The sequence below is a fragment of the Micromonospora ureilytica genome (genome assembly GCF_015751765.1).
Classification (GTDB): domain Bacteria; phylum Actinomycetota; class Actinomycetes; order Mycobacteriales; family Micromonosporaceae; genus Micromonospora; species Micromonospora ureilytica.
Genome location: NZ_JADOTX010000001.1, coordinates 6,176,972 through 6,202,905, shown reverse-complemented (window position 1 = coordinate 6,202,905; position 25,934 = coordinate 6,176,972). Strand labels below are relative to the sequence as shown.

Genomic DNA, 25,934 nt, shown 5'->3' with positions numbered 1-25,934 from the left:
CGCAGCGCGCGGATCAGGTGCTGAGGAGAGCCTCGTGTACCTCGCCCCAGACCCTCTCGTTGGCCGCGACGAGCAGACCGTGGCCGTCGTCGGCGGGGTGGTAGTCGACGCCGTCGAACCGGCGGGCGACACCCCCGGCGGCACGGACCAGCAGGCTGCCCGGGGCGTGGTCCCACGGCAGGGTGCGCCAGAAGAGGACGAACTGCTGCTCGCCGGTGAGGATGTCCAGGTACTCCCTGCCGGCGCAGTGCTGGCCGGGCAGCAGCTCACCGAGCCGCTGACCGCCGGCGCGGACCCGGTCGCGGGTCTCCGGCGGCAGGAACCGGGTCATCGCCGCGCCGCGCAGCTCGCCGAGCGGCGGCACCGAGCCGGCGCTGTCCACCGGCCGGCCGTTGAGCAGGGTGCCCTCGTCCGCCGAGCCGACGGCGAGGGTGCCGGCGAGCGGGTCGAGGATCCAGCCGGCGGTCGGCCGTCCGTCGCTCAGCAGCGACACCATCAGGGCGAACGGCCGGCGACCGGCGGCGAAGTTGGCGGTGCCGTCGACCGGGTCGACAAGCCAGACGTCCCCGCCGTCGCGCAGGTGCCGCAGCAACCCCGGATCGTCGGCGACACCCTCCTCCCCGACCACCATCGAGCCCGGCCGCAGTCGCCGCAGCCCCGCCGCGAGCAGCTCCTCGGCCCGGCGGTCGGCGACGGTGACCACCTCACCGGGCGCCTTCTCCGACACGTCGTCGTCGTCGAGCTTGCGGAACAGTGGCAGCACGACCTGGTCGGCGGCCTCCCACAGGAGGTCGCCAACGTCGTCCAGCAGGGTGTCAGCCACGCGGCGGCAGCTTGACCACGCTGACGAAGAACTCGTCGATCTGACGGACCACCGAGATGAAGCGTTCGAAGTCCACCGGCTTCGTCACGTAGGCGTTGGCGTGCAGCTGGTAGCTGCGCAGGATGTCCTCGTCGGCCTGTGAGGTGGTGAGCACCACCACCGGGATCCGGCGCAGGTTCTCGTCCTTCTTGATCTCTTCCAGCACCTCCCGGCCGTCGCGCCGGGGGAGGTTGAGATCGAGCAGGATCAGGTCGGGCGCCACCGCGTCGGCGTACTGGCCCTCCTGTCGCAGGTAGGCCAGCGCCTCGGCCCCGTCGGAGACGACGGTCAGCCGGTTACGCAGCTTGTGTTCCTCGAAAGCTTCCTGGGTCATCAGCACGTCACCCGGGTCGTCCTCCACGAGCAGGACCTCGATCGGGCTCTTGCCATCCGCCGGCGCGGTCATCCCACCGTCTCCCTCATGTCACCCGTTCTACCGCTTTCCGGCGGCTCGTCGGCCCGGTCCGGCTGGTCCGACCCGTCGGCCTGCTCCGTCGGCGCTGCCGGAGCCTCCGTCGAGGGCGTCGGATCGCCCACGGTCACGGCGTTCGCCTCCTGCGCGGAATCGGCAGCGGCAGCCGCCGCGACGTCCCCGGGGAGCGCCGGCAGGGTGAACCGGATCGCCGTGCCCTCCGGCACGTCGGTGTCCACCCAGACGCGACCGCCGTGGTACTCGACGATCTTCTTGACGATCGCCAACCCGATGCCGGTGCCCGGGTACGCGTCCTTCGAGTGCAGCCGTTGGAAGATCACAAAGATCTTGTCGGCGAACTCCGGCTCGATCCCGATGCCGTTGTCCTGACAGGTGATCTCCCACTCGGCGCCCACCAACCGGGCCGAGACGTGCACCTTCGACGGTACGTCCGGACGGCGGAACTTGATCGAGTTGCTGACCAGGTTGGCCAGCAGGTTGGTGAGCAGCGGTTCCTCACCCGAGATCACCGGCAGCTCGGTCCAGGTCAGCTCGGCGTCCGCGTACTGCCGGGCGGCCTCGGTCTGGCCGGCCACGTCGCCCATCACCTTGTTGAGGTCGACCTCGACGAAGCCGGTGGTGAGCCGCCCGATCCGGGAGAACGCGAGCAGATCGTTGATCAGCCGCTGCATCCGTTGCGCGCCGTCCACCGCGAAGGCGATGTACTGGTCGGCCCGCTCGTCGAGCTGCCCGGCGTAACGGCGCTGGAGCAGCTGGCAGAAGCTGGCGACCTTACGCAGCGGCTCCTGCAGATCGTGCGAGGCGACGTACGCGAACTGCTCCAGGTCACGGTTGGACCGGGTCAACTCCTCGGCCTGCTTCTGGAGCTGACTGTTGACCCACTCGATCCGCTCGCGGGCGGCCCGGACCTCGGCCAGGTCGGCGGCGATCTTCTGCCGCATCGCGTCCACGTCCTCCCCGAGCCGGATGAACTCCGGGGGGCCGACGGTGGCGATGCGGTGCTGGTAGTCGCCCTCGGCGACCTCACGGACCTGGGTGGCCAGGCCGGTCAGTGGCCGGACCACCATCCGGTCCAGCGAGAGCAGCAGCACGGCACCGGCCACGACCACCACCAGGGCGGCGACGATCAGCAGGACGACCAGCACGTTGCTGCTGGTACGCACGTTGTCGGCGGTCTGCTCCCGGGCGGCCAGGACCTCCTCCTGGAGGTCGTTCACCGCCGAGCGCACCTCGTCGAACTGTTGCCGGGCCGCTTCGGTGACCAACGCCTGGCCGGCGCTGGTGCCGCTCTGCTCGGTGGTGATGATCACCGGCTGCGCAACCGACTGCCGCCACCGCGTGACATGCTCCTCGACGGTCCGCAGCTCCTGGCTGATCTGTGGATAGTCGTCGAGCAGCGTCCGCATCGAGGCGACGACGCTCTTCTCCTGCTCCAGCCCCTCCCGATAGGGGTTCAGGTCGTCCGGGTCGCCGCTGACCGCGTACCCCCGGATCGCCGTCTCCTGGTCGAGCAGCGCGTTGAGCAGCTCCTGCGACTGCACCCGCAACGGGCCGGTCTCGTTCAGGACGGCGTCGATCTGGGTGCGGTTGCGGGCGGCCATCGCCGCCTCCGCGGTGGCCAGGCCGATCAGCAACACGCCCACGACGGTGAGCAGGGTGATCACCCGGCGGCGCAGACTCCAGCCGCCGATAACCGGCTTCACCGGCCACCACCGCGGCTGACCAGCAGCATGGCCACGTCGTCGGCGAGCGCGCCACCGTTGAGCCGCTCGGCCCGGCCGACCAGCCAGGCCGGCAGTTCGGGCAGCGACACCGAACGGTTGGCCGGCTCGTCCAGCAACCCACTGAGGCCCGGCACGTCGAGCCGTTCGTTGCCGGCACCCACCCGCCCCTCGATCAGGCCGTCGGTGTACATCAGCAGGGACCAGTCATCGGTGTCGAACTCCAGGTCGTAGGCTATCGGCCGGCGAGGACGTACGCCCAGCAGCAGGCCGCCGGGCGCGGGCACCGGGACGACCCGGCCGCCGGAGAGCAGCAGCGGTGGCGGGTGCCCGGCCAGTCGGACGGTCGCCCGGTTGGCGGCCAGGTCCAGTCTGACGGCGGCCACCGTCGCGAAGATCTCCTGGAGGCGGCGCTCACTCATCAGCACCTGCTCCAGGGCGGGCAGCACCTCGTCGTCCGGCACTCGGGCGAGCACCAGGGCACGCCAGGCCACCCGCAGCTCGACCCCGAGCGCGGCCTCGTCCACCCCGTGCCCGCAGACGTCGCCGACGATCAGGTCGAGGCGGTCCGGGTGGGTCTGCACCACGTCGAAGAAGTCCCCGCCGATCAACGCGGCGTGCCGGCCGGGCCGGTAGAAGGTGTGCACCGCCACCTGGTCGGTCGTCATCAGCGGTTGGGGCAGCAGCCCGCGTTCGAGTCGGGCCGACTCGGCCTGGCGCAGCTCGACCTCGCGCAACCGGCGGGCGTTCTCGTCGGCGCGCTTACGCTCCACGGCGTAGCGCAGCGCCCGGGTCAGCAGCACCCCGTCGACCTGGCCCTTGACCAGGTAGTCCTGTGCACCCTCGGCGACCGCCACGACACCCAGGTGCTCGTCCGTGCGGCCGGTCAGCACGCAGACCGCGGCGCCGCTGGACATCTCCAGCACCTGGCGCAGCCCGTCCAGGCCCTGCGCGTCGGGCAGGCCAAGGTCGAGCAGGACGCAGTCGACGTCGCTGATCCGCTGCCGCGCCTCCCGCAGGCTGGTGGCGACCAGCAGGTCGATCATCGAGTTCGTCTCGGCGAGCAGCTCACCGACCAGGAAGGCGTCGCCCTCGTCGTCCTCCACCAGCAGCACCCGCAACCGCTCACCGGGCGGCAGGTTGGCGTGCCGCGCCAGGCCGCCGTGCGGGTACGGCACAACTGGGGAACCGGCCAAGCCGGCCCCCCGGTGCGGCCGGGTCACCGCCGCGAGACGCGGGAGTTCGCTGGTGATGTCGGGCTCCTTTCGAGTGCCCTGCTGATCCTGTATTAGACAACGGTCGCACACAACACGATGCCGGCGGCGCGGGCGGGGATGGGCCGCATCACTGCCCGCCCGAGGACAAACCGGGCGGCTGGTGCACGCCTGACGGACCGGCCATCCCATCCGTAGCCGCTGACGGGCAGGATGATCCCACCCCAGGCCCCACCACCCCCCGAGGAGTTCCCGTGGGCGCACCCACCACCCCGGCCACGACGGGCAAACCGCCCCGTCCGATTCCGGGCGTACCCCCTGCCGACCGCGCGCTGACCCGACCGCGTCGGCGGCTCGTGGCCGCCGCGGCGGCGCTGGTCGCGCTGGCCGCGGTCGGTGCCGGCAGTCTGCTCGACCTGCGCACCCCGGCCCCGAAGCCGGCCGACGCGCCCGCTGGCGCCTTCAGCGCCGGCCGCGCGTACGAGGACGTCCAGGTGATCGCCGCCCGGCCGCACGTCGCCGGCAGCCCGGCCAACGAGCAGGTCCGCGCGCACCTGGAGCAGCAGTTGCGGGGGCTGGGCCTGGAGACCGAGGTGCAGGACACCGTGGCACCGGAGGCCGGTCAGCTCAGCGGGGCTGCGGGCGGGGCGACAGTGGCCCGGGTCCGCAACGTGGTGGCCCGGCTGCCCGGCACCAACTCGACGGGTCGGGTCTTCCTGGTCTCCCACTACGACTCGGTACAGACCGGGCCGGGCGGCAACGACGACGCGGCCGGCACGTCGACCATCCTGGAGGTGGCCCGCGCGCTGACCACCGGCCCCCGGCCGCGCAACGACATCGTCTTCGTGCTGACCGACGCCGAGGAGGCGTGCCTCTGCGGCGCGGCCGCGTTCGCCGCCAGCCACCCGCTGGCCGCCGACGGCGGTGTGGTGCTCAATCTCGAGGCGCGGGGCTCCACCGGGCCGGTGATCATGTTCGAGACGTCTCGGAACAACGCGAAGCTGGTGGACATCTTCGGCCGGGCCGCCCCGCACCCGGTCGGCACCTCGTTCGCCGTGGAGATCTACCGTGCGCTGCCCAACGACACCGACTTCACCGCCTTCCTCGATCAGAAGTTCGTCGGGCTGAACTCGGCGTACATCGACGGTGGCGCGATCTACCACACGCCGTTGGACACCCCGGCCGCCATGGACCGGGGCAGCCTCCAGCAGCACGGGGACAACGCGTTGGGCCTGGCCCGGGCGTTCGGTGGCACCGACCTGACCGACCTGCGCTCCGGGCACGACGCCACCTACTTCCCCGTCCCCGGTGGGCTGGTCCGCTACCCGGGCTGGCTCACAGTGCCGCTGGCCCTGCTCGCGGTGGCCCTGGTTGCCGCCCTGGGCTGGCTGACCCGCCGGAGCGGCCGGGCCAGCACCGGCCGGCTGGCCGCCGGCTTCGCGCTGGGGCTGGTGCCAATCGTGGTCGCGCCGGTCGCCGCCCAACTGCTGTGGCTGGCGATCACCAAGATCCGACCGGGGTACGCGGAGCTGCTCGACCCGTACCGACCGATCTGGTACCGGCTGGCCGTCCTGGCGCTCGCCACCGCCATCCTGTTCACCTGGTACGCGCTGACCCGCCGCCGGATCGGCCCGGCCGCGCTCGCCGTCGGCGGGCTGGCCTGGCTGGCCCTGCTCGGGGTGCTGCTCGCCGTGGCGGTGCCGGGCGGGGCGTACCTCACCACAGTGCCGGCGCTGGCCGGCGCCCTCGGCGGGCTGGTCGCGCTGCGTACCCGGCAGAACGGACCGTGGCCGGTGGTGGCGGTGACGGCCGCCGCGGCAGTGGGTGTGGTCATCCTGCTGCCCACAGTGGTGCTGCTCTTCCCCGCGCTGGGGATGGCCATGGGCGGGGTGGCCGCGCTGGTCGCGGTGCTGCTCGGCCTGACCGCCCTGCCGGTGGTGGATCTGCTGCACCCGCAGGCCGGCGGCCAGCGCGGCCTGCTCGCGCTGCGGGCCCGCCGGCTCGCGGCGCTGCCGGCCGGTGCCGCCGCCGTGGCGGCGGTGGTGCTCGCCGGGGTCGGGCTGGGCGTCGACAGGTTCGACGCCGCCCACCCCGCCCCGACCCACCTGATGTACGCCATGGACGCCGACACCGGCCAGGCCCGTTGGCTCAGCCACGAGAGCGACCCGCAGCCGTGGACGGACGGCTACGTGGACGGGGTGACCGACGTCGGCGACGAGTTCCCCGGGCTCGGCGGCGGGGAGCTGCGAGTCGGCCCGGCACAGGCGGCGAACCTGCCGGCGCCGAAGCTGGAGGTGGTGGCCGACGCCACCTCCGGCGGTGAACGGACGCTGCGGCTGCGGCTCACCCCGCAGCGAGCGGCCCGGCTCGCCACCCTGCACGTCGACACGTCGACAGCCACCGTGCTGCGCGCCGAGGTGGCCGGGCGGTCGGTGCCGGTGGAGCCCCGTGCCGGGAAGTGGGGTTTCGGGCTGGTGTTCCACGCCCCGCCGACGGAAGGCATCGAGGTCGTGTTGGTCGTGCGGCCCATCGGCGGGCAGGTGGCGTTGCGGGCGATGGACGCCAGTGACGGGTTGGACGCACTGCCCGGCTTCCGCCCCCGACCGCCGGCCGTCGGCGTCGTCGGGTCGCACAGCTCGGAGATGCTGGCGGTCGCCCGCACCTATCCCATCTGAGCGAAACGGTGGTCCGGCGGAGGGTCCTCCCCGCCGGACCACCGTTGCACGTCTTCCGGTCAGCCCGCCGGCTCTGGTTGGCCGGCACCGACCCGGTGCCAGCGATTCCCGTCGTGATCGGTGAAGGTGAGGTCCACCAGAACGGTGTCCACCGTGCGTAGCCGGTGCTCCGCCGCGACGGTGACGAAGAGGTCGTGCGAGTCGCGGCCCGGTATCCGACGGACCTGTTTCGCCGCGGCCAACCCGATCGGTGGACCGTCCGGGTCGTCGGGCGGGACGAGCCGAGCCAGCACCACCACGTCCAGCACCGGGGCGTCGCTCTCGTTGGCCACGGCGACCCGCAGCACCGAGGTGCCGCGAATCTCGGCCACCGCCGAGACCAACCGGGCCTGGGTGGCCCGGATCCGCAGATCGTCGCTGCGGCGGGCGCGAATTTCCCGTCGCAATCCGACATAGACGAAGAGCACGCTGACGATGGAGCCGACCGCCCCGAACCAATCCGGTACGGAACCCCAGTCGACGACGTCCTGGATTGGCGACCAGTTCATGGGTCCATCGTGGATGTAGCTGTCGAGCGCCCCGCAGGCGGATCAGCCGGAATCGACCGCGAATTGGGAATTCCGGCACCGATTCCGGTCGGCAGGGCGGCCTAAACGGAGAGTGTGCAACCCAGTACGGGGGTGGATACGCTTGCGGTCGACATGGTGCGGGTGGCAATCCCTCCGACTGTCCACCAGATGGACAGGATCTTTCGCCGTCGGCCCATTTCGAATTCGCCACCGAAGGGGGACCGCATTGACTGCGGACGTTCCACCCGAGGATGCCGGCGTGCCTCGGCCGGCGTATGACCGGCCGAGTCGCGTCTCCGTCGATCCACCACTCGGACGACTGGACAGCCCACTGCACGGGCGCGACGACCTGATCGACGAGATCGTGCGACCGGGGGACGTCGCCGAGGCCCGGTCCTCGGTGCACATCCTGTGCGGCATGGGTGGCTCCGGCAAGAGCCACGTCGCGCTGGAGATCGCCCGCCGCGCCCGGGCCGACGGCCGGACGGTCTGGTGGGTGCAGGCCGGGCGGCTCAACTCCGGAATGCGTGAGGTGGTCAGCCAACTCGGCGCGTCGGAGACCCAGGTCGACCAGGCCTGGGCCGGCATGATCAGCGCGACCGACCTGGTGTGGCGCTACCTCAACCAGGCCGCGCAGCCCTGGCTGTTGATCTTCGACAGCGCCGACGAGCCCGCCGGCCTGGGCCCCACCGACGGGGTGCTCGCCGACGGCACCGGCTGGCTGCGCAGCCCGGAGGCCGACGACGGCACGGTCATCGTGACCAGCCGGGATGGCAACCGGGCCACCTGGGGCACCTGGTCGACGCTGCACCAGGTGCGCCCGCTCGACGCCGACGCCGGCGCGCAGGTGCTGATCGACCGGGCCGGCGCCCAGGCCGGCGGCCTGGCCGACGCCCGAGAGCTCGCCCGGGAGCTGGGCGGGTTGCCCCTCGCCCTACGCGCGGCCGGCAACTACCTGCGGTCGGTCAACGCCAGCCCGGTCTGGCGCGGCTCATCCACAATCACCACCTTCGCCGACTACCGGGTGGCCGTGCAGCGCCGGTTCCGCTCGCCGCGCGACTCCGCCGACGTCGACCTCGACGAGTCCCTCGGCCTGGAGATCGTCCGCGAGGTCGACGACATCTCACTGGACCTGCTGGCCCGCCGCCAGCTCCAACAGAGCCGGCCACTGCTCAACGTGCTGGCCTGCCTGAGCATCTCCCCGGTGCCCTACGAGGTGGTCCTCAAGCCGGCCATCCTGGCCGAGTCGCCACTCTTCAAGGGGCTCACCGGCCGGCAGCGGGTGAAGGTGCTGGAGGGCATCGGCAACCTCGCCCTTGTCGACTTCGACGTCCAGGAGGAGGTCACCGACCCGGCGTTCGCGCACGTGCTGTCGCTGCACCCACTGGTGCACGCCATGTTCCGCGACCGCGACGAGGTCCGTGAGCAGATCGCCGAATACCACGGGCTGGTCATGAAGCTGCTGCTCGCCGCCACCGAGGGGCAGAACCCGGACGACTCGGCGGCCTGGACCAACTGGGACGTGCTGGTGCCGCACCTGGTCGAGGCAGTGCGGGAATACCTCGTGCCGCAGAAACACAAGCACGACCCCGAGACGGTACGCCGCGCACTGGAGCTGACCCGACTCACCGCCCGCTACCTCATCGCGATCGGCCTACCCGGCTCGGCCTTCGACATCCTGGAGCCGATCGTGCGCGGTTGCGCCGCGTACGACCACGACCTGGACCGGCCGCAGATCCTGGCGCTGCGTCACGAGTTGGGCCGCACCTGGCTGGAGCGCAACCAGCCGGAAATGGCCGACCGGGTGCTCCGCGAGGTGATCGCGGACCGGACCAGGGTGCTGGGCAGCGACGACGCCGACACCCTCGCCAGCCGGCACAAGCTCACCAAGGCGATCATGGCCCAGCGCCAGTGGCCGGAGGCCGAGTTGGAGCTGCGGCAGATCGTCGCCGCCGAGGACCAGGTCCGCGGCCCGGAACACTGGGACACCATGATCGTGCGGCACAGCCTGGCGCTGGCGGTGCTCGCCCAGCAACGGGCGCCCGAGGCCGAGGAGATGCTGCACGCCATCCTGGAGGTCCGCTACCGGTTGTGGCCGCTCAACCAGCCGGAGACCTGGCAGGCCCGGCACACGCTGGCCCGCTGCATGCAGGCACAGGACCGGCTCGCCGAGGCGGAAGCCGAACTGCTGGCCACCCTCGCCACCGTGGAACCCCGGCACGCCGACCGCAGCGAGGTGCTCGCCATCCGGTCCACCCTGGGCCTGGTGCTGCTGCTGGAGGAGCAGGTCGACGCGGCGATCGAGGTGTACGAACAGTTGCTGGCCGACCGCCGGCGACTCCTCGGAGACACCCACCTGGACACCCTCCAGGTGGAACACGCGCTGCGCCGGCTGCGTGACGGCGCCTGAACGGTCAGTGCGGCGCGACCGGGCCCAGATCACTCGGGTCGGTGTTGCCACCACAGATGATCACTGCCACCCGCTCCCCCGGCTGCGGCACGTACGCGCCACCGACCAGCGCGGCCAGCGCGGCGGCGCCACCCAACTCGGCCGCGACCCGCAACTCCGACCAGAGCAACCGGCGTGCCCGCACCAGGTCCTCGTCGCGGACCAGCACGGACACCACCTCGGTCCGGCGGGCGGTGTCGAAGGCGATCTCGCCGATCCGCCGGGCACCCAGCGAATCGGTGGCGATGCCACCCACCTCGATGTCGACCGGCCGGCCCGCCTTCAGGGCCGAGTGCAGGGTGGGGATCTGCTCGGGCTCGACCGCGACGACGCGCACCGACCCACCGAACCAACTGGCGATGCCGGACACCAGCCCGCCACCACCGACCGCCACCAGCACGGTGTCGATCCCGTCCACCTGCCGCTCCAACTCCCGGCCGACGGTGCCCTGACCGGCCACCACCTCCGGCTGGTCGTACGCGTGCACGACCAACGCGCCGGTCTCCCCGGCCCGCTGGGTGCTCGCCGCCAACGCCTCGGCGTAGTGCTGGCCCACCTGACGCACCTGGGCGCCCAGCCCGGCCAACCGCTGCACCTTCACCGGTGAGGCGGTAACGGGCACGAAGACCTCCGCCGGCACGCCAAGCGATCGGGCCGCGTACGCCACGGCGAGGCCGTGGTTGCCACCCGATGCGGCGATCACTCCGGCCGAGGGCAACGACCCCTGGAGCATCCGGTTGAACGCACCACGCGGCTTGAACGAGCCGGTGTGCTGGTGCAGCTCCAACTTGAGGCTGAGCTGCCCGGGCACACCCAGATCGGCACCGTCGACAGCGATGACCGGAGTTTCCCGGACCCGCCCCTCGACAAGGGCCGCGGCCGCCTCGACGTCGCTTCTGTCCACCATGGGGAAACGCCCTTCACTACGACCAGAGGGCCAGTCGACCATCGTCGGTGAGCCCGACGAAACATCCTATGGAGATCCGTCGGCCATCCGACGCGGGACGCACCGTGTGATAGTGCCGCGGATCAAACAGAAAGCCCTCCCCGAGCATGGGGCGCAGCGTCAACGACTGCGTGTCGGCCACCACCGCCTCCTGGAAGCCGTACCCGCCGGGAATCCGCCGAGACTCGTCGTCCGGCTGCCAGCGCCGCCGCCACAACACGGTCTCACCACCGGCCGGTGGCACCCGGACGTAGATGTTGAACGCCAACTGTGCCACCACCTCGCCGTCGAGCAGCCGGCCCGCGTACTCCCGGACCGCGTCGTCGTAGTGCACCTGGAGCCCCGCGTTGATCTCGCGGACGATGCCGACGTGCATCTCCCGACGCTGCCGCCGCCCGGGTGCGACATCCGGCCAGGCGTCTCGGAACGCGGCCAGGCAAAGATCTCGGGGCGAATCCGACAGTCCCAGCGTCGACCAGCTCTTTTCGGCAGCGCGGGCCGCGTCCCAGTAGTCCTCGCGGAGTTCACCGACGGACCGGTGGTCGTTGATGGCCGGGCCGAACTTGGCGACCACGGGAAAGACCCGGCTCTCGTCGTAGCGGTCCATCGGCGCGTTGGCGAGGGCTGCGGTGATCGCCTGACAACGGGCCGCGGACAGCATCCCCGGCACCCGGACGGCGGCCAGCCGGCCCGCGACGAGCCCCGCGACATCCGCACGAGTGATCGACTCTGCTTCGACGGCAACGAACAAGGGGTCGGTTCTGCTCGAATTCTGCACGGCGGTCCTCCCGTAACGAAGATCCCTCACCGGACTTGTCGCGCCCCCCGATCCGCGCACCGTGCAATGTACAAACCGCAGGCAAGGCGGCGTGTCCGCAGTTCCAGGCAAGGTGGCGCGACTACCGCTACCATCGGCGCAACCGGGATAAGCGACCCCGAGCCGTACGGCGGAAGCTTTCCACCGATCGGGGAATGGTGACGATTCTCGGCATGACGCATGATGCGACTAGTTCGAACACTGACGAGGAGTTCGAGATGGCAGGCGCCGGCCCGACGGATCTTGACATGCACGTCGACCGCCTGGAAATGGCGCGTCGAATAGCCCGGGAAATGATCGAGTCCGACCATCAGGCCCTGGAGCTCGCCGTCCGGCAGCGCCCACAGTGCTGGTCCCGCCGCCCGACCGGCCGCGCCGACGCCCTCGCGGGCTGACGCTTCCGCGCGCAACAGCGGATACTCCGGCGATGACACTGTCACCGCCGCGCATCGACGTCACCGAGGCCGACAAGGCCGACGCGCGCTCGTCGTTTCTGGTGCTGGCCTGCTGGTACGTGGCCGTCGTCGTGGCATTCGGCCTCTTCCTCGGCACGCTGTCCGGGTCGGTTCCGGCGGACTGCGGCGAGGTGTGCGACTCCGAACGATCGAGGGCGCTGCTCTTCGGGCTCTACGTGGCCCTACCTGCGATGTTCCTCGCGCTGCTGGTCAGCCTGACGACGCTCGCGGTCCTCATCTCCCGCACTCGGCTCCGCTCGTCGGCACTGGTGGGCACCCTCGCCGCGGCGCTCCCCCTGGTCGCGTGCGGCCTCCTCGTCACGATCCTCTGATCGCGCTCACCCTCCCGACACCCGGGTTCGTCACTACACAAACGCGCCGCCAGCGGCGATCTTGCAGTTTCAGTCGCCGAATTGCACCGAGTGCCAGCTTATGTCCCCACAGAAAACGCAAGATCGCGGAGGAGGGACAGCCCGCCCTCGTGCTCCGGGGGCTGTCGTCGCTGGGGCCGCTCGGCTCTGCCTAGAGGCCAAGCGGGACAGGCTGGGTTGGTACTCCGTCAGCGATCAACGCGGCCAACGGTGTGGAGAGATCGCGGGGCGAGAACAACTCCGGGCCGCGGTGTTCGCTGATCTCTGACAGCGACCACCAACGCCAGCCGACGACGTGCTCGGCGGCGAGTTCCTCATCGCTCATCGCACCGCGCGGCGTGAACGACGCGGTCCGAACGAGGAAGTAGTCGTTCACGACGCCGTCGTGGCCGGGCGCGAACCCGGAGGCGACTATTTCCTGGTGCCAGACCTGCGGCGGGTCGGCATCGAGAGCAAGGCCAACCTCTTCGCGCAGCTCTCGCCGCAGGGCGGCCAGTGGCGTCTCACCGTCTTCGACGCCACCCCCGGGAGTGATCCAAACGGCGATCGTGCCAGCCGGATCGGGAATGGCGAGTCGGAGCAGCAGAACGCGGTCGTCCTCATCGACGACGACCCCACGCGCCGATCGCCGCAGATTCACCGTCGACATCAGGACACCCTACGGGCCAACGATCACCATCGACGCCCAGCTGGCATCGGCGTCCACGAGGGGCACCGCCAGGTGTTCGCTGTAGGTACCGTGCGGAAATGACAAGGAGCGAGCGGATCGCGGACCAGCTGGACCGGCACTGGCACAAGAACCTGCGGCCGCGGCTGGACGGTCTTGCCGATGAGGAGTACTTCTGGGAGCCGGTGCGTGGCTGCTGGAGCATCCGGCCACGTGGCACGTCGGCCGCACCGTTGTCGGCAGGTTCGGGGGAATGGACGATGGACTTCGCGTCCCCTGACCCGGTGCCGGCGCCGGTGACCACGATTGCCTGGCGGCTGGCGCACATCATCGTCTCTTGCCTGGGCTACCGGGTCGGGTGGCACTTCGGCGGCCAGGACATCGACTCCGAGACGTTCGCCTACGCGGGGACCGCTGACGAGGCGCTGAAACAGCTCGATGAGATGTACGGGAGGTGGAACGCGGGAGTCCGCGAACTCTCGGACGCCGACCTGGAGAACCCGCCCACCGTGGGTCCCGAGCGGTTTCCCATGGAAGGCATCGTCCTGCACATCAACAGGGAACTGATCCATCACGGCGCCGAGATTTCCCTGCTGCGCGACCTCTACCGCTGGCAGGACGAAGCCGTACCGCGACCAATGAGTCGGCAAGCGGCACCGAGCCTAGCGTTCCCGGAGTGAGCAGGAACGACGAGCGTGACATGGTCCGACGCGGGTACGACGCACTCTCCTACCACTATCGATCGGACGACGCTGACGAAGGTCAGTACGCTCCCTGGCTCGCTGGCCTACACCAGCGCCTACCTGCCTCAGCGGCAGTCCTCGACCTCGGATGCGGCTGTGGGGTGCCGGTCGCCCGCTTCCTCACCGACGCTGGACACCGCGTCACAGGCGTTGACATCAGCGACGTGCAGATTGAGCGGGCGCGCCGCCTGGTGCCCGACGGCACCTTTCTCCGCGCCGACGCCACCCGGCTCGACCTGCCGCCGGCCTCGCTCGACGCTGTGGTGTGCCTGTACGCCTTCATCCACATGCCCCTGGCCGACCAGCCGCAGCTCATCAAGAGCATCGCCACCTGGTTACGCCCCGGCGGCTGGCTACTCACCACCGTCGGCAGCACCGCCTGGACAGGCACCGAGGACAACTGGCTCGATGGCCCCGCCACCATGTGGTGGAGCCACGCCGACGCCGCTGGTTACCGCTCATGGCTGCGGCAAGCGGGGCTGACGATCACCGCCGAGGATTTCGTCCCGGAAGGCAGCAGCGGGCATGCCCTCTTCTGGGCACAGCGCCCACAGGGCTGACCTGGTCGGAGCCGTGTGCGAGGCTTCGGCGGTGACCGACCTCGGCATCCGCGCAGCCACCTCGACCGATTCCGAATTCCTGGTTGACATGCTCGTGGAGGCCATGAACTGGCTGCCTGAGCGCAACTGGTCTCGCGAGCAGATACTGGCGAATCCCGCGCTGGCTCACTATGTCACTGGGTGGATGCAGCCAAACGACTTTGGCCTGGTTGCGGTGGACCCGGCTGGTCGGCCAGTCGGCGCGGCCTGGTTCCGATACCTGACCGCCGCTGATCCGGGCTACGGGTACGTGAGTGACGACGTGCCAGAGCTGACTATCGGCGTGGTGGAAACCTGGAGGGGTCGGGGTGTGGGCCGGGCGCTTTTGCGCGCTGTTCTGGACGCCGCACGAGAACGTGGCATCCGCACTGTGTCGCTGAGCGTGGAGCGGGCGAACTTCGCTGCGAGGCTGTACGCCGCCGAAGGGTTCCGCACGGTTGAGTCGTTCGAGGACGCGGACACGATGGTCGCTGAGATCGGGGCCTGACGCGTGGGGTGTCCCAGTCACCCCTAGCCATCCCGGAACGCCCGAGGGCTGCTGGCACGAGTTGCACACTCACTGGGCTCAGACGAGACGCTGGATGCGTACCTTCGGGTGCTCGTTCCTCAGGTGTTTTTGCTTGTGCTGGCGGACCTGTTCGTCCCAGACCGCTTGGTCGTAGTCCGGGTCCGGGGGGACCCACTTGTGGGAGCCATCGCTGTAATGGAACTTTTCGTCCCCCCGCCGGAGGATGCTCATCGGGTCCAACCGAGGAAGCGACGGTGCAGGACCCCTGCCGGCACCCAAGTCAGGTCCCGCGAGGCGCAGACCAGTTGAGCGCCCATGTAGAGCGCCAAGGAGACGGATGCGCCCTCGTACTCAGCGCGTAATTCTTGCTGTCGGGTCCGGCAGGGCCAAGGCGCATTGCAGCCTCCGCAGGTCCAGATCGGCATCACCGGGCCGTGGGTGGTCACTGCGGGCCACCGATTAGGTGTACGAAGTGCGCTCGCCTCTGGAGCCACCGCAGTCGCTCTGGACAAGGGTGGGGCCGGCCGCACCGGCACAGGTCGAGTCCGACCTCGTCGTGGTGGTTCAGGAGTTCGTCGGCAGCGTCGACTTGAGCCTGGGCGTGGTCGATCAGGGCCTCCAGGCCGTAAATAGCAGCCATCCTCACCCCGCCAGGCCTGCACGAAGACGGTGCCAGCGTGCCTCTGCGATGACGGCGGCGAGGTTGATGTCGCCCGTGGCGATGCGGCTCCGGGCAACACCGAGCCACAGCGGTGACGCGACGGCCTGCTCGCCGTTAGCGGTTCGCAGGCCTTCCACGGCAAGGCGTGCCAGGCGGCACAACACGAGTTGGTCGTTCTGCGCGCAGTCGACGGTGAGGTAGTGGCCGGCACAGTCGGGGCGGTGGTCTTGCCACAGTGCTCGGCACAGACGCCACAGCAGCCGGTGGCGACAGCCGCCAGGCGGCTCGACCGGTGGGTTATCGACATCGAACAACATGCCCAAGACGGTCCTGCCGGCTGCGGTCCGGCGGCCATGTTCGCTAGCCATGTCACGGTGACATGAGCGGGCTCGACCTGCACGAGCACCAGACCTAAGCTCCAGGTTGAGCACGATGCGTAGTCACTCGACGACGGTGGGGGCGGCTGTGCTACTCGACCATCTTCGGACTCCGGACGGCTTCTGGTCGCGGGAGGACATCAGGACCGCAGTGCGTGACCGCGACATCGGCACTCTCTTCCGGCTGCTTGCCCGGCACACAGGGGCGAGTCAGACGCGCATCGGGGCAGTGGTCGGCCTGGAACAGGGCTACGTCAGCCGCGTGATCGCCGGCCGGAAGGTGACCTCCATCGACGTGCTGGAGCGGATCGCCGACGGCTGCGGCATGCCCGACGAGACCCGGATGTCGCTCGGCCTTGCACCGCGCCACCAAGCACGTCGCCTCACCCCCGGCAGCCCTCGGGGTGATGTGCCAAACGACCGATCCTGGCGCGAGGACGTCCGCGCCGCCACGCAGCTGTGGGAAGGCGACGTGAAGCGCCGAGACATGCTCCGTCAGACAGTGTTCAGCTCCGCTGGCTACACCCTGCCCGCGCTGCGCTGGTTCACCGCCCCCACCACACAACCCGTCACACAGAAAGGTCACCGATCAGTCGGTCAGCCGGACATCGACACCATCCGCGAGATGACCTCCGCCTACCGGCGACTCGACAACCAGCACGGAGGCGGCCACTCGCGCGAAACCCTGGCCCGCTACCTCAACCACGAGGTCACGCCCCTGCTGACCGAGGGCCGCTACGATTCGGCGACCGGCCGAAAGCTACTCGCCGCCGTCGCCGAACTGACCCAGCTCGCCGGCTGGCAGGCTTATGACACAGCCGAACACGGCCTCGCCCAGCGCTACCTCACCCACGCCCTCGACCTCGCCCGAACTGCCGACGATGCTGGGCTCGGCGCCGAAATCCTCGCCGCGATGAGCCACCAAGCCACCTACCTCGGTCACAATGCCACCGGCGTCGATCTCGCCCGCGCCGCCCGACAGACGGCACAACGCGCCGGCCTCGCGGTGCTGACCGCCGAGGCGCTGGTCATGGAAGCCCACGCCCACGCGGCCGCGCGCGACGAACGCGCCTGCACCACCGCACTGCACCAGGCAGAACAGACTCTCGACCGGGCCGACCGCAGCAGTGACCCGCAATGGCTTGGCTACTTCGACGAGGCATACCTGTCAGCCAAGTTCGGCCACTGCTTCCATGCCCTCGGCCACCATCAGCAGGCCGAACGCTTCACCGTCCGCTCACTGCAGATGGACGAACGCTACATACGCGGGAAGGCCTTCAACCTCAGTCTCCTCGCCTCCATCCACGCAAAACGCGGCGAGCCCGATCGCGCCAGCGCCATCGGGGACAAAGCGCTCACGTTGACCTCTCAGCTGCGGTCAGCCCGAGCCGTCCGGTACCTACGCGACCTGCAAACCGACCTCACAGTGCACCGCCGCCGGCCAGCCGTCAGACACTTCATCAATCGCGTCGACGTGGCCCTCGGTCAACGCCGCTGACTACAGCTCACCCCGGGCTTTACGCGCAACCAGCTCCAACACCGCGATCACCGTGCCAGATCCCACGATCTCACCCCGGGACACGAGGTCCCGCGCTTCCGCCAGCGGCATCCAGGCCACTCGCTCGGCCTCGTTGACGTCCACCGGCGAACCGATATGTATCGCATCGCGCGCAAGGAACAACAGATTCTCCGCGTCCGCGGTCGCCACCCACGGCTGGAACGACAGCATCGGTTCCACCGCACCCGGACGCCATCCGGTCTCCTCCTCAACCTCCCGGACCGCGCATCTCGCCGGCTGCTCACCGTCGTCGACGTAACCCCCAGGCAGCTCCCACACCCACCGGTCGAACACGAACCGGTGCCGCCGCATCAGCAGCAGGCGCTCCTGCTCGTCAAGCACCGCAACCATGACTGACCGGGGCGCCCGGATCACGTACTGCTCGAAGCGGACCCCATCTGGCAGTTCCACCTCGGCGATGCTCAACCGCGCTCGCCGGCTGCCGTCCACCACGCGCTCACCGTGAATCGTCCATTGCGTCGGCTCCGTAACCTGCTCCTCCGTCACCAGCCCAGTATCCGACCGCCGACGCGGACGCACTGCCGCGCCTCATCGCGGAGATTCGGCTCGACCCGCCACCGAACCTCACCAGACCGCGATGACACATCGGGCGTCAGCGGTGCAGCAGGCGCGGTCGGCTCCCTCGAACCTCGCCGCTGTCAATCGCCTGGGAGCCGGCTCCGGAGCCGCGCCGGGTCAGATCAACTGCTCGCCTGGGAGGGAGGGGTGCGCGTCGGTGGCCGGCTTTGACCCTGAGAGCCGGATCCGTGCCGGTCGAGGTTGGGCCACCGGGCCGCTCCGTGGTGTCCGTTGGGGGCGCGGCCCGTGACACGAGAGCCGACACTCAGCGCGTTCCGCCAGCGTCCATACGTGCGTCAAGGTCCGCTTGACGTGCGGGGTCGCGCTCAGCCTCCCGCCGCTGCGTGAGCACCCGACGCAGGTCATAGACGGCGGCGAAAGGTCCGAGTATGCCCAGGAGGAGGAACCACAGCCCCACCTTGTACTCGCCTTCAACAGGGTTCAGCCGTAGCAGGCCGATCCCGGCGCCAAGTCCCAGCACCGGCAGGAGCATCGTGCCGATGACCTTGATACCGCGCGCAAGCCGGAAGCGGATGGCGAGAACGCCGGAAGGTATCGCGAGCGCCCCGGCGAAGAGCAGTCCAGCAACGATGGCGAGGAAAACGGGATGACTGACTGACATTCGCGACAGCGTAGTCCCCGTCGGGCGTCGGACAGTGGTCGGCGGATCGCCACCTTGGGCATCCAGGGGGCTGGTCAGAGACGCAATGTGAATTCAGCCCTCACACGCGTCATCCCGACAAGGTGACGCAGAAAATTTGGTCGCGGCTCTTCAACCATGCACCTTCGGCGCCACAGTCCGACGGATGCCTGGCGGTCCGGGTTATTTCGGCCCCGTGGGCGGTTCCGCAGCCGACCACCTTCGCCCGACCACTCACCTCGCGCAGGCCGCCAGCCTCGGAAATGCTCGTGCCGTCGTCCACCAGGAAGCAGGTGCCGACGCGGAAAGCACCGAAACTTTGGCACATGTGACGAACACCGAAGAATGCGCCCGCCCCAAGTACCACCACCGTAGACAGTGCGACCCACAATGCCAACCCCCGCCGACGAGGCTTGCCAGGTTCGATGTCGTCAGCCATTGTTGCCCCTCCATATCGCCGCCGGGTGAGACTAGATCAACGATGCTGGCCGGCGTGAGGCGGCGAGGACTGCGATCCGGACGCCCGGCTGTCCACCGTGCCCGCAAGGCCGGTCAACAACGGTCACGCATGAGGTGTAGCGGGCGTGTAAGCGAGGCATCAGGCGGCGACGGTGGCTCCGAAGCCTCCGACCGGCCGTCAGCGAAGGCCGCGCCAGCAATCCATGGGCCAGGCCCGGGCAAAGATCCGGCACAACGAGCGCGAGTAATTGCGGAAGACGCCGAAACCGGCAGAAGGCGTTTCGGCAGGTCAGCCACCATGCCCGTGGTCGCGCGGGAGGTCGGGAGGCAGGGGCGTTTACTTCCAGCGGTATTGATCTAGCACCGGGGCGTAGGCGATCAAACCGGACGACTGCGGGCTTGAGCTGCCGCTATGCCTGGCATGGATAGTCAACGATGGTCGCCGTTGGCTCTCGTTGGACGGCCTGGATACGGCATGATCTTGGGCCGCCCGCCTGCCGCAGCCGCCCCTACTTCAGAGGCGCAAGCCATGCGAGTAGAGCAACGATGAACGACAGTATTGTAAAGATCGCCGCGACCGCGCCACCATTCGCGCCCTTCGTAGCCCTCCAGGCGCTTTCTACAATCTGCACAAGCCGTTGCCTTGCCTGACGCTTATGGATGACCGGCTTGAACCTGACGCCGGCCGCTGCATTGCTCGAATATATCGCCAATGCCATCATCCACAGCGCGAAGAAGAATGTTGACGCCAAAAGCAGGAAAAGCAGCGTGTCGATGAAGCTGAAGGTAGCGACGTCTGGAGAAGCGAACTTGACGACCGCTACGGCGTAGATGAGTGGGATCAGAAAGGCGGACAGCGAGAAGAACCATCGATTGACGCCTCGCGCTCGCTTGTTCGTCATAAGGTAGTTGGCAACGCGCAGGTATTCAATCGGCACATTGCTTCCTTCCCCTGAATAAGAAAGCGTCGTGGACGAACTGGACGAGCTTTGCCCACCGGCGACGAGGCTGATCACCCCCCTCTCTTGCTGGCTCCGCAGCTCAAGATAGGGAAGCATTCCACGAGGTGCCGTCGAAAAAACTTCCGTTAAAGAACTCCGGGACATTACATACGCTACGTTAGTCGCCGCGCTTTTCTTAGAACTTCGAGGGGCAACCGGACTCAGATAGTGGGTTGCAAAGGTCCACCTGTTGGCCGAAGGACCGAGAAGGTGGGCGATTGCCACTAGATCCCCGAGAATCAAACGGATCCCATGTAAGCGCACTTGCGCCAGCACTCTGTCATCCGCCGGCTCTAACTCCGCCACGACCATCCTTTGTGTATGAGACGAGGTGAGACGTAAGCATGCCAGCCTTCTCGTTAGCCGTCACCTAGCCATCCCGTCGGCCTTCGTCCGCACCTTGGTGGAGTGGGTGGGGCCTGCCTGGCCAAGGTGGAGCACCCCACTGTCTGAACGACCTTGGCCAGGCAGGCCCCATCTGCTCGGCTGAGCCCGGACGAAGGTTGTCGGGATGGCGCGCCACCATCCCAGAGCGCCCGAGCGCCCCGCCGGAGGCACTGCCTGTGTCTCGACCAAACCGAAGCCCCGGATCTGCCAACAACCATGGCGGCCCGGGGCTTCTTCGTATGTCGCGCCGCCGGCGGGCTGTCACCGGCGCGCTGGCGGCCGAAGGCCAGAGGCGCGACGGCGGGCCATCGGCCCGGCCCAGGTTCGGCGGCGCGAGCGGCCTGCGAAGCGGGCCGCCTTGATCCCGTACAGAAAGTTCTCACAAGTACGAGAGCCAAGAATCCGACAGCTCGTAGAAGCCGCATTAGATCTCGTAGATGCTTGTAGCCTCTGACAGGAGGGACTACCGGCGTGCTCGACGCGACGGCCACGGCCATCATCACCGGCGCTGCAGGAAACATCGTTGCGTACATGCTCAACGGTCGCATCGATGAGCTTCGCAGCTGGGCAACACGAACGTTCCGACGAGGGACTGAGGATCAACGCAGGGCGTCCCTGGAGGCCCTGACGCAGGACAGCGCCGCGTTGACTCACGGCCAAATGTCGCAAGCAGAAATTAAGTCTCGCTGGGCTGCCGTGCTTGCTGCTTACCTCACCTCCCATCCCGAAGCCCAGGCCGACATTGACTCAATGGCCTCCGAAGGAGGAACCGTGAAGTCGGTCAAAATCGGGAGCCAGCATAATCACGGTTCGGGAGTCTTTATCGGCGGAGACAATTTCGGCGGCATCGGTAGTCGCGAAAGCGAGTGAAAAGTGCCCACCGCCCTCTCAGATCCAGATGACCATCCCGGGCAGCACAACCATTCGAGCGGTGTTTTCGTAGGCCGCGACAATTACGGCTCGATCGAAATGGTTGACGAGAAGACGAAAGCAGCCCTGCGGAAGCTCTCGAAAGATGCGCCCGATCTCGGCAAATTGCTGAGTCGCGCGCTGAAGGAGGGAGTAATAACGCCGGGAACCGTTCTCGCGCTTGAAACCGCCGCCCGCAGCATTAACGAAGATGTAGCGCGGGCCTTGTGGGTCGCAAGCAGGAACATAAACGAGGACGTGGCTCGCTGGCTGCTCGACGCCAGCAGCGGCATCAATGAAGGCGTCGCGCGTATGTTTTTAAACGCTGCGCAGGACATACAAGAGTCGGCGAAAGTGATTACTGAGGCAACTCATCAGCTTCAGTCCTTCAGGCTACCCGCCGCAGCGGCACCACTTCCGGTTATGCGAAGCCACCAGGCTGACAGCAGCCAGTACATTCGCGTAGTCCTGGCGAATCTGACCCGAAAGGTCGATCGGATCGAAAGGTCAACGAGCGCGACGCAGGCAACGACCTTCGCCGCAGGAGTCACCCTCGGCGCGCTTGTCGTGGTGTTGCTCGTGCTTGCCTTCTAGCCGCCGCCTCGGTTGAACACGCTTGCCCGGCTTCCCGTGCGAGCGGCAGACGACTGGAATTCGCCTGATTCTTAAGTGGGCGGCTGCGTAGCCGCCTCCGCGCTTTGCTTCCGCCACTTGCCGCCGTCGGCCTGGACGAGACGCTGCACCATCTGCTGGGCCTCGTCCTCTGTGTCGAACTCCCACCGGAGCACCTTGCCTGTCTCCGAATCACCAGCGCGGGCGATTGGGTGCCATCGGACTTCACGGGCGAGCCACACGTCACGCCGTGCGAGTCGACCCCACACCCCGTTCCACCAGCGTCCCGTTAGCTCCCGCACCACAGGGCGATCGTACAGACGTGCGAATCATCCTCGCTGTTGCTGGCGGACATCCGCCCGGACGTGCACACCAGGCCACGGCGGCACGTCGACCGACCAGATCCGCCACCCGCCCGATCTTTGCGGACGTCGTACCGCCACGGGCGAGACCCCCCGGGGGCGAGAGCCGCTGGTTCATCGCTATCGGACCTTCCTCTTGCGCGAGCCAACCCGTTCGCCGACTACCCCCGCCGAGGTGATCCGTAATAGAATACGGGTGGCCGAACAAGAGTACGGCCGGAGTTGCGTAGGCAAGCCGTGACTCTCGGTGGAACAAGAAGGGTGGCTTGATGTTCGCATTAGTGGTGCGCTTCGATCTGAAAGACGACGAGAGCGCGAAAGCGTTTGACGACCTTGTCGCAGAGACAGGGATTGAGATCCGTGCCCACGAACCGGGGACGCTGATCTACGCCACGCACTCTGTCGAGGGAGAACCGCTCGCCAGAGTTTTCTACGAGTGCTACGCAGACCGAGAGGCATTCGAGGCGCACGAAGTGCAACCTCACGTGATCCGTTTCCACAAGGAGCGTGAACCGTACACGCAGGACGCGCGGGTTGAGTTTCTAGCGGTCGGACCTAGCAAGGGCCTCGGTTCACTGAATGCCTGACAGCAACGAGCAAGGTCGACTTATTGCTACGCGGCGGCAGAAGCGCGGACTTTCTCAGCGTGAGTTTGCCGAGATGATCGGCCGGTCTGAGGCTTGGCTTTCCCAGGTCGAGCGCGGGGTGCGTTCGATTGACCGGGTTTCCATCTTGGAGCGGATTGCGGGTGCGCTCGGGATCCCGATGGCCGAACTAGCCCCGGGCACTGCGGATCCGGAGAGCGCTGAGGTTCCCTCGGCGGCCGCCGCCCTACGCTCGGTGCTAAGTACCAGCTACCTCATGGCCGCGATCCTGGGCAAGGACCGAGAGCTTCCCCTGCCGCAGACAGCCGAGCGAGCCGATCTGTGCTGGACATATGCCCATGCCGCCCGCTACGAGGACTTGGCCGAGTTGCTGCGGGGCCTACTGCCGGATCTGGAGAGAGCAACACGATCCGCCAAAGGCGAGGCGCGAAAGACGTACCTCAGCGAGCTAGCGTCGGTATATCACGCCCTCTCAGCCGCACTGTCGAAGCTCGGTCAGCACGAGGCGGCCTGGGTCGCAATCGATCGGGCGTTGCTCGTTGCGGAGCAGGTCGGAGACCCGTTGTTGGTCGCCGCTGGAACCTTCCGCCTTGCGCTGGTGTTTCAGGGCGGGCGGCAATTCGAGCAGGTCATAAGTGCTGCATCGTCGTCTGCGGCAGCGCTTGAGTCCGAGGTATCGGCGGACAAGCCCGCGGCTGCGTCTCTGTTCGGCGCGCTGAATCTGCAACTGGCTGTGGCCTCTGCGCGGATGGGAGATGACCAGAGGGCTCACGAGTATCTCGGAGTAGCGCGAGAGGCAGCTCAGCTCCTGGGGGGCGACCGCAACGATTACGAGACCGAGTTTGGCCCCACGAATGTCCAGCTACACGAGGTCGCGGTGGCAGTCGAACTCGGCGACGCCGGTTCTGCGCTCCGGACGGCGGAGCGGATCGACTCGTCCGGCCTATCGCCTGAGCGGCAGGCTCGGCTCCTCATGTACGTGGCACGCGCATGGACTCAGCGTCGCAGGGTCTCTGAGGCGGTCGATGCGCTTGAGCAGGCCGAAGCGCTAACCCCGGAGCAGGTCAAGGGACACCCGGTGGTCGAGACGATGGTTTCCGACCTTGTACGGATGGAACCCGTCCCCTCCGACCGACTGGCAGCCTTGGCTCGCCGCGTAGGAGTGGCCTAGCTACCGTCACATGTTCCGAGCTGCACCGAAGGGCGTCCCACAGCGGGGCGCCCTTCTTCGTATCGAGGGTTTGATCGATGACCCGTACTCAAGTACTAGACACGTACTTTTGTACGGGCTACGCTGACTCCATCGAACACGGGCAATCGCTCAAGGTGAGCGAGCCCTAGTTGAAGGGAGTCAGTCATGGGACGTCTGCTGCTGGACACCTCGCGGGTGTCGTACGAGGTCGCGGTGAACCCGGTTCCGAAGCTGGACCAGTCGGGTCAGCAGAAGTTTGACCGGGAGACGAAGGCCCCGATGTGGGCGGTGCAGCTCTACGCCCTCGCGGACGGTAGCGCTGAGGTCATCAACGTGACGGTGGTCAGCCCGGTGATGCCGGCGGTCACGGTTCGTCAGCCGGTCGTGCCGGTGAACCTGGAGGCGCTGCCCTGGGTCAACGACCGCGACGGCAAGGTCCGCTCGGGTGTCGCGTTTCGGGCTTCGGCGCTGACCGCGATGGACACCGCCACCGTCTAGCGGCGGGTGTTCCTGTTCGGCTCCACAGAAGCGAAGAGGTGGACACGGGGTCGCCGTTGATTGGCGTCGTCTGCGACCCCGCGTCCTGTCCAACAAGGTCCCTAGGTAGGGAGGACTTGTCGTGTCCAAGTCTAGCCAGAGGTCCCCGTTCGGCTGGTCGAACCGTGGGGGTCAAGTCACTGTCATCGAAGCGCCGGTTGCCCGCTCGTACCGTCGTCGGGCCACCATCGCGTTCTGGGTCACCCTCGGTGTGGTCGGCCTTCTGGCCGCCACGGTGGCCTCGGAGTACATGCACCCGATCCTGGGTGGTCTTCTCGGCGTCGTCCTCGGCGCGGTGCTCGGCGCGGTGCTGTTCGCGCTGATCGTGGCGTGGCCCGTGCTCCGCGTGTTCTGGCACTGGCTGCCGGAGATCCTGCTCGGACTGGCCGTCGTCTACGGCTGGACCACGCTGATGCAGTCGACCCCGCTGTGGGGCTCGCTGCTCATCGTCGCCCTGGTCGTCGGCGTCCCCGCCGCGATCGCACCTGTGCGCCGTCGGGTCATGGCTTGGGCCTGGTGCCTGATCGTGCGGCACCGGCTGCGGTTGTGCTTCGCGGCGTTCATCGCCACCAACCGGCACGGCTCACTGCCGCTGATCCTGCTCGCCAAGCCGACTCCAGCCGGTGAACGGGTCTGGGTGTGGCTGCGACCCGGTCTGTCCCTGCGGGATCTGGAGCAGGACGGCCAGATGCAGAAGCTTGCCGTGGCGTGCTGGGCCAACGAGGTCCGCGTCATGCGCGCCGGCCGCAAGTACGCCGCACTGATCCGCATCGACATCACCCGCCGCGAACCTCTGGCGCACACGGTCGTGTCGCCGCTGCCGGACTACGTCCCCACGGACATCCCGGCCAACGCCCCCACCTCACCGGGCATGCCGCCCGTCGGCCTGGACCTGCCCGACGTACCTGATCAGCCGGTCCCCGCATCACTCGATGCGCCCCGCCAGCGCAAGCCGCGCAACCCCACTACCACGACGAGCCCGAACGGGTTCGACCCCTCCGACTACGCCTAAGCACCGGGACGGCG

At 68.3% G+C, this 25,934-nt stretch carries 27 protein-coding genes; 14 read left to right on the top strand and 13 right to left on the bottom strand.

The genetic code is table 11. The annotated features are described in order from the left end of the window. Positions 1 to 13 precede the first annotated feature (13 nt). The 4 genes from IW248_RS28460 to IW248_RS28445 are packed head-to-tail and all read right to left on the bottom strand — an operon-like array spanning position 14 to position 4,194. Positions 14 to 823: an inositol monophosphatase family protein gene (locus IW248_RS28460; RefSeq protein ID WP_196929408.1), complete on the bottom strand. Its 810-nt coding sequence runs from the start codon at positions 821 to 823 to the stop codon at positions 14 to 16. Further along, positions 816 to 1,268, bottom strand: a complete 453-nt coding sequence (locus IW248_RS28455; protein ID WP_196929407.1) for a response regulator — start codon at positions 1,266 to 1,268, stop codon at positions 816 to 818. The genes IW248_RS28460 and IW248_RS28455 overlap by 8 nt, the downstream gene beginning before the upstream one ends. Then, positions 1,265 to 2,998 carry a sensor histidine kinase gene (locus IW248_RS28450; RefSeq protein WP_196929406.1) on the bottom strand — a complete coding sequence of 578 codons (1,734 nt, stop codon included), beginning with the start codon at positions 2,996 to 2,998 and terminating at the stop codon, positions 1,265 to 1,267. The genes IW248_RS28455 and IW248_RS28450 overlap by 4 nt, the downstream gene beginning before the upstream one ends. Next, positions 2,995 to 4,194, bottom strand: a complete 1,200-nt coding sequence (locus IW248_RS28445) for a PP2C family protein-serine/threonine phosphatase (RefSeq protein ID WP_196929405.1) — start codon at positions 4,192 to 4,194, stop codon at positions 2,995 to 2,997. Before IW248_RS28445 ends, IW248_RS28450 begins: the two co-directional genes overlap by 4 nt. Before the next feature lie 290 nt (positions 4,195 to 4,484). Between IW248_RS28445 and IW248_RS28440 the strand changes: the two genes are divergently transcribed. Next, entirely contained in the window at positions 4,485 to 6,905 is a 2,421-nt protein-coding gene (locus tag IW248_RS28440) for a M28 family peptidase (RefSeq protein ID WP_372432741.1), read from the top strand. Positions 6,906 to 6,964: 59 nt separating this feature from the next. On the opposite strand, the gene IW248_RS28435 is transcribed toward IW248_RS28440, so the two are convergent. Next, positions 6,965 to 7,453 (bottom strand): hypothetical protein, encoded by a 489-nt coding sequence (locus IW248_RS28435; RefSeq protein WP_196929404.1) that lies wholly within the window; start codon positions 7,451 to 7,453, stop codon positions 6,965 to 6,967. Between the two features lie 280 nt (positions 7,454 to 7,733). On the opposite strand from IW248_RS28435, the gene IW248_RS33800 reads away from it, so the two are divergent. Next, positions 7,734 to 9,884: a tetratricopeptide repeat protein gene (locus IW248_RS33800; protein ID WP_124822822.1), complete on the top strand. Its 2,151-nt coding sequence runs from the start codon at positions 7,734 to 7,736 to the stop codon at positions 9,882 to 9,884. Between the two features lie 4 nt (positions 9,885 to 9,888). Here IW248_RS33800 and IW248_RS28425 read toward each other — a convergent pair whose 3' ends face one another. Both IW248_RS28425 and IW248_RS28420 read right to left on the bottom strand, forming a co-directional pair. Further along, positions 9,889 to 10,830, bottom strand: coding sequence for a threonine/serine dehydratase (locus IW248_RS28425; protein ID WP_196929403.1), 942 nt, complete (start codon positions 10,828 to 10,830; stop codon positions 9,889 to 9,891). Positions 10,831 to 10,846: 16 nt separating this feature from the next. After that, positions 10,847 to 11,620, bottom strand: a complete 774-nt coding sequence (locus IW248_RS28420) for a 2OG-Fe(II)-dependent halogenase WelO5 family protein (protein WP_196929402.1) — start codon at positions 11,618 to 11,620, stop codon at positions 10,847 to 10,849. Positions 11,621 to 11,859: 239 nt separating this feature from the next. On the opposite strand from IW248_RS28420, the gene IW248_RS28415 reads away from it, so the two are divergent. Further along, entirely contained in the window at positions 11,860 to 12,081 is a 222-nt protein-coding gene (locus IW248_RS28415) for a hypothetical protein (RefSeq protein ID WP_196929401.1), read from the top strand. Positions 12,082 to 12,113: 32 nt separating this feature from the next. Next, positions 12,114 to 12,473, top strand: a complete 360-nt coding sequence (locus IW248_RS28410; protein ID WP_196929400.1) for a hypothetical protein — start codon at positions 12,114 to 12,116, stop codon at positions 12,471 to 12,473. A 190-nt stretch (positions 12,474 to 12,663) separates the two neighbouring features. Here IW248_RS28410 and IW248_RS28405 read toward each other — a convergent pair whose 3' ends face one another. Then, positions 12,664 to 13,161 (bottom strand): NUDIX hydrolase, encoded by a 498-nt coding sequence (locus IW248_RS28405; protein ID WP_196929399.1) that lies wholly within the window; start codon positions 13,159 to 13,161, stop codon positions 12,664 to 12,666. Between the two features lie 98 nt (positions 13,162 to 13,259). On the opposite strand from IW248_RS28405, the gene IW248_RS28400 reads away from it, so the two are divergent. The 3 genes from IW248_RS28400 to IW248_RS28390 are packed head-to-tail and all read left to right on the top strand — an operon-like array spanning position 13,260 to position 15,008. Further along, a complete protein-coding gene (locus tag IW248_RS28400; RefSeq protein WP_196929398.1) occupies positions 13,260 to 13,859 on the top strand; it encodes a DinB family protein in 600 nt (199 codons plus the stop codon). After that, a complete protein-coding gene (locus IW248_RS28395) occupies positions 13,856 to 14,482 on the top strand; it encodes a class I SAM-dependent methyltransferase (protein ID WP_196929397.1) in 627 nt (208 codons plus the stop codon). The genes IW248_RS28400 and IW248_RS28395 overlap by 4 nt, the downstream gene beginning before the upstream one ends. 31 nt (positions 14,483 to 14,513) lie before the next feature. Beyond that, positions 14,514 to 15,008, top strand: coding sequence for a GNAT family N-acetyltransferase (locus IW248_RS28390; protein ID WP_196929396.1), 495 nt, complete (start codon positions 14,514 to 14,516; stop codon positions 15,006 to 15,008). Between the two features lie 663 nt (positions 15,009 to 15,671). Here IW248_RS28390 and IW248_RS28385 read toward each other — a convergent pair. Then, entirely contained in the window at positions 15,672 to 16,007 is a 336-nt protein-coding gene (locus tag IW248_RS28385; RefSeq protein ID WP_196929395.1) for a hypothetical protein, read from the bottom strand. Positions 16,008 to 16,155: 148 nt separating this feature from the next. Between IW248_RS28385 and IW248_RS28380 the strand changes: the two genes are divergently transcribed. Further along, positions 16,156 to 17,565: a helix-turn-helix domain-containing protein gene (locus tag IW248_RS28380; RefSeq protein ID WP_196930399.1), complete on the top strand. Its 1,410-nt coding sequence runs from the start codon at positions 16,156 to 16,158 to the stop codon at positions 17,563 to 17,565. Here IW248_RS28380 and IW248_RS28375 read toward each other — a convergent pair whose 3' ends face one another. From IW248_RS28375 to IW248_RS28360, 4 genes are all read right to left on the bottom strand, one after another. Further along, on the bottom strand, positions 17,566 to 18,132 hold the full coding sequence (locus tag IW248_RS28375; protein WP_196929394.1) for an NUDIX hydrolase: 567 nt from the start codon (positions 18,130 to 18,132) through the stop codon (positions 17,566 to 17,568). It abuts the gene before it with no gap. A 337-nt stretch (positions 18,133 to 18,469) separates the two neighbouring features. Next, positions 18,470 to 18,826 (bottom strand): hypothetical protein, encoded by a 357-nt coding sequence (locus IW248_RS28370; protein WP_196929393.1) that lies wholly within the window; start codon positions 18,824 to 18,826, stop codon positions 18,470 to 18,472. A 109-nt stretch (positions 18,827 to 18,935) separates the two neighbouring features. Continuing rightward, positions 18,936 to 19,283, bottom strand: coding sequence for a hypothetical protein (locus IW248_RS28365; RefSeq protein WP_196929392.1), 348 nt, complete (start codon positions 19,281 to 19,283; stop codon positions 18,936 to 18,938). Between the two features lie 529 nt (positions 19,284 to 19,812). Beyond that, the gene (locus IW248_RS28360) at positions 19,813 to 20,319 is read right to left on the bottom strand and encodes a hypothetical protein (protein WP_196929391.1); all 507 of its coding nucleotides are present in this window, start codon (positions 20,317 to 20,319) and stop codon (positions 19,813 to 19,815) included. Between the two features lie 843 nt (positions 20,320 to 21,162). Between IW248_RS28360 and IW248_RS28355 the strand changes: the two genes are divergently transcribed. The 6 genes from IW248_RS28355 to IW248_RS28330 all read left to right on the top strand — a co-directional run bounded on the left by IW248_RS28355 (position 21,163) and on the right by IW248_RS28330 (position 25,920). Continuing rightward, positions 21,163 to 21,561 (top strand): hypothetical protein, encoded by a 399-nt coding sequence (locus IW248_RS28355; RefSeq protein ID WP_196929390.1) that lies wholly within the window; start codon positions 21,163 to 21,165, stop codon positions 21,559 to 21,561. Positions 21,562 to 21,564: 3 nt separating this feature from the next. After that, positions 21,565 to 22,194 carry a hypothetical protein gene (locus IW248_RS28350; RefSeq protein ID WP_196929389.1) on the top strand — a complete coding sequence of 210 codons (630 nt, stop codon included), beginning with the start codon at positions 21,565 to 21,567 and terminating at the stop codon, positions 22,192 to 22,194. A gap of 649 nt (positions 22,195 to 22,843) precedes the next feature. Next, on the top strand, positions 22,844 to 23,161 hold the full coding sequence (locus IW248_RS28345) for a putative quinol monooxygenase (protein WP_196929388.1): 318 nt from the start codon (positions 22,844 to 22,846) through the stop codon (positions 23,159 to 23,161). After that, positions 23,154 to 24,350: a helix-turn-helix domain-containing protein gene (locus IW248_RS28340; RefSeq protein ID WP_196929387.1), complete on the top strand. Its 1,197-nt coding sequence runs from the start codon at positions 23,154 to 23,156 to the stop codon at positions 24,348 to 24,350. Before IW248_RS28345 ends, IW248_RS28340 begins: the two co-directional genes overlap by 8 nt. 186 nt (positions 24,351 to 24,536) lie before the next feature. After that, complete coding sequence (locus IW248_RS28335; RefSeq protein ID WP_196929386.1) at positions 24,537 to 24,869, top strand: hypothetical protein; 333 nt, start codon at positions 24,537 to 24,539, stop codon at positions 24,867 to 24,869. Between the two features lie 121 nt (positions 24,870 to 24,990). Beyond that, on the top strand, positions 24,991 to 25,920 hold the full coding sequence (locus IW248_RS28330) for a hypothetical protein (protein WP_196929385.1): 930 nt from the start codon (positions 24,991 to 24,993) through the stop codon (positions 25,918 to 25,920). Positions 25,921 to 25,934: the final 14 nt, after the last annotated feature.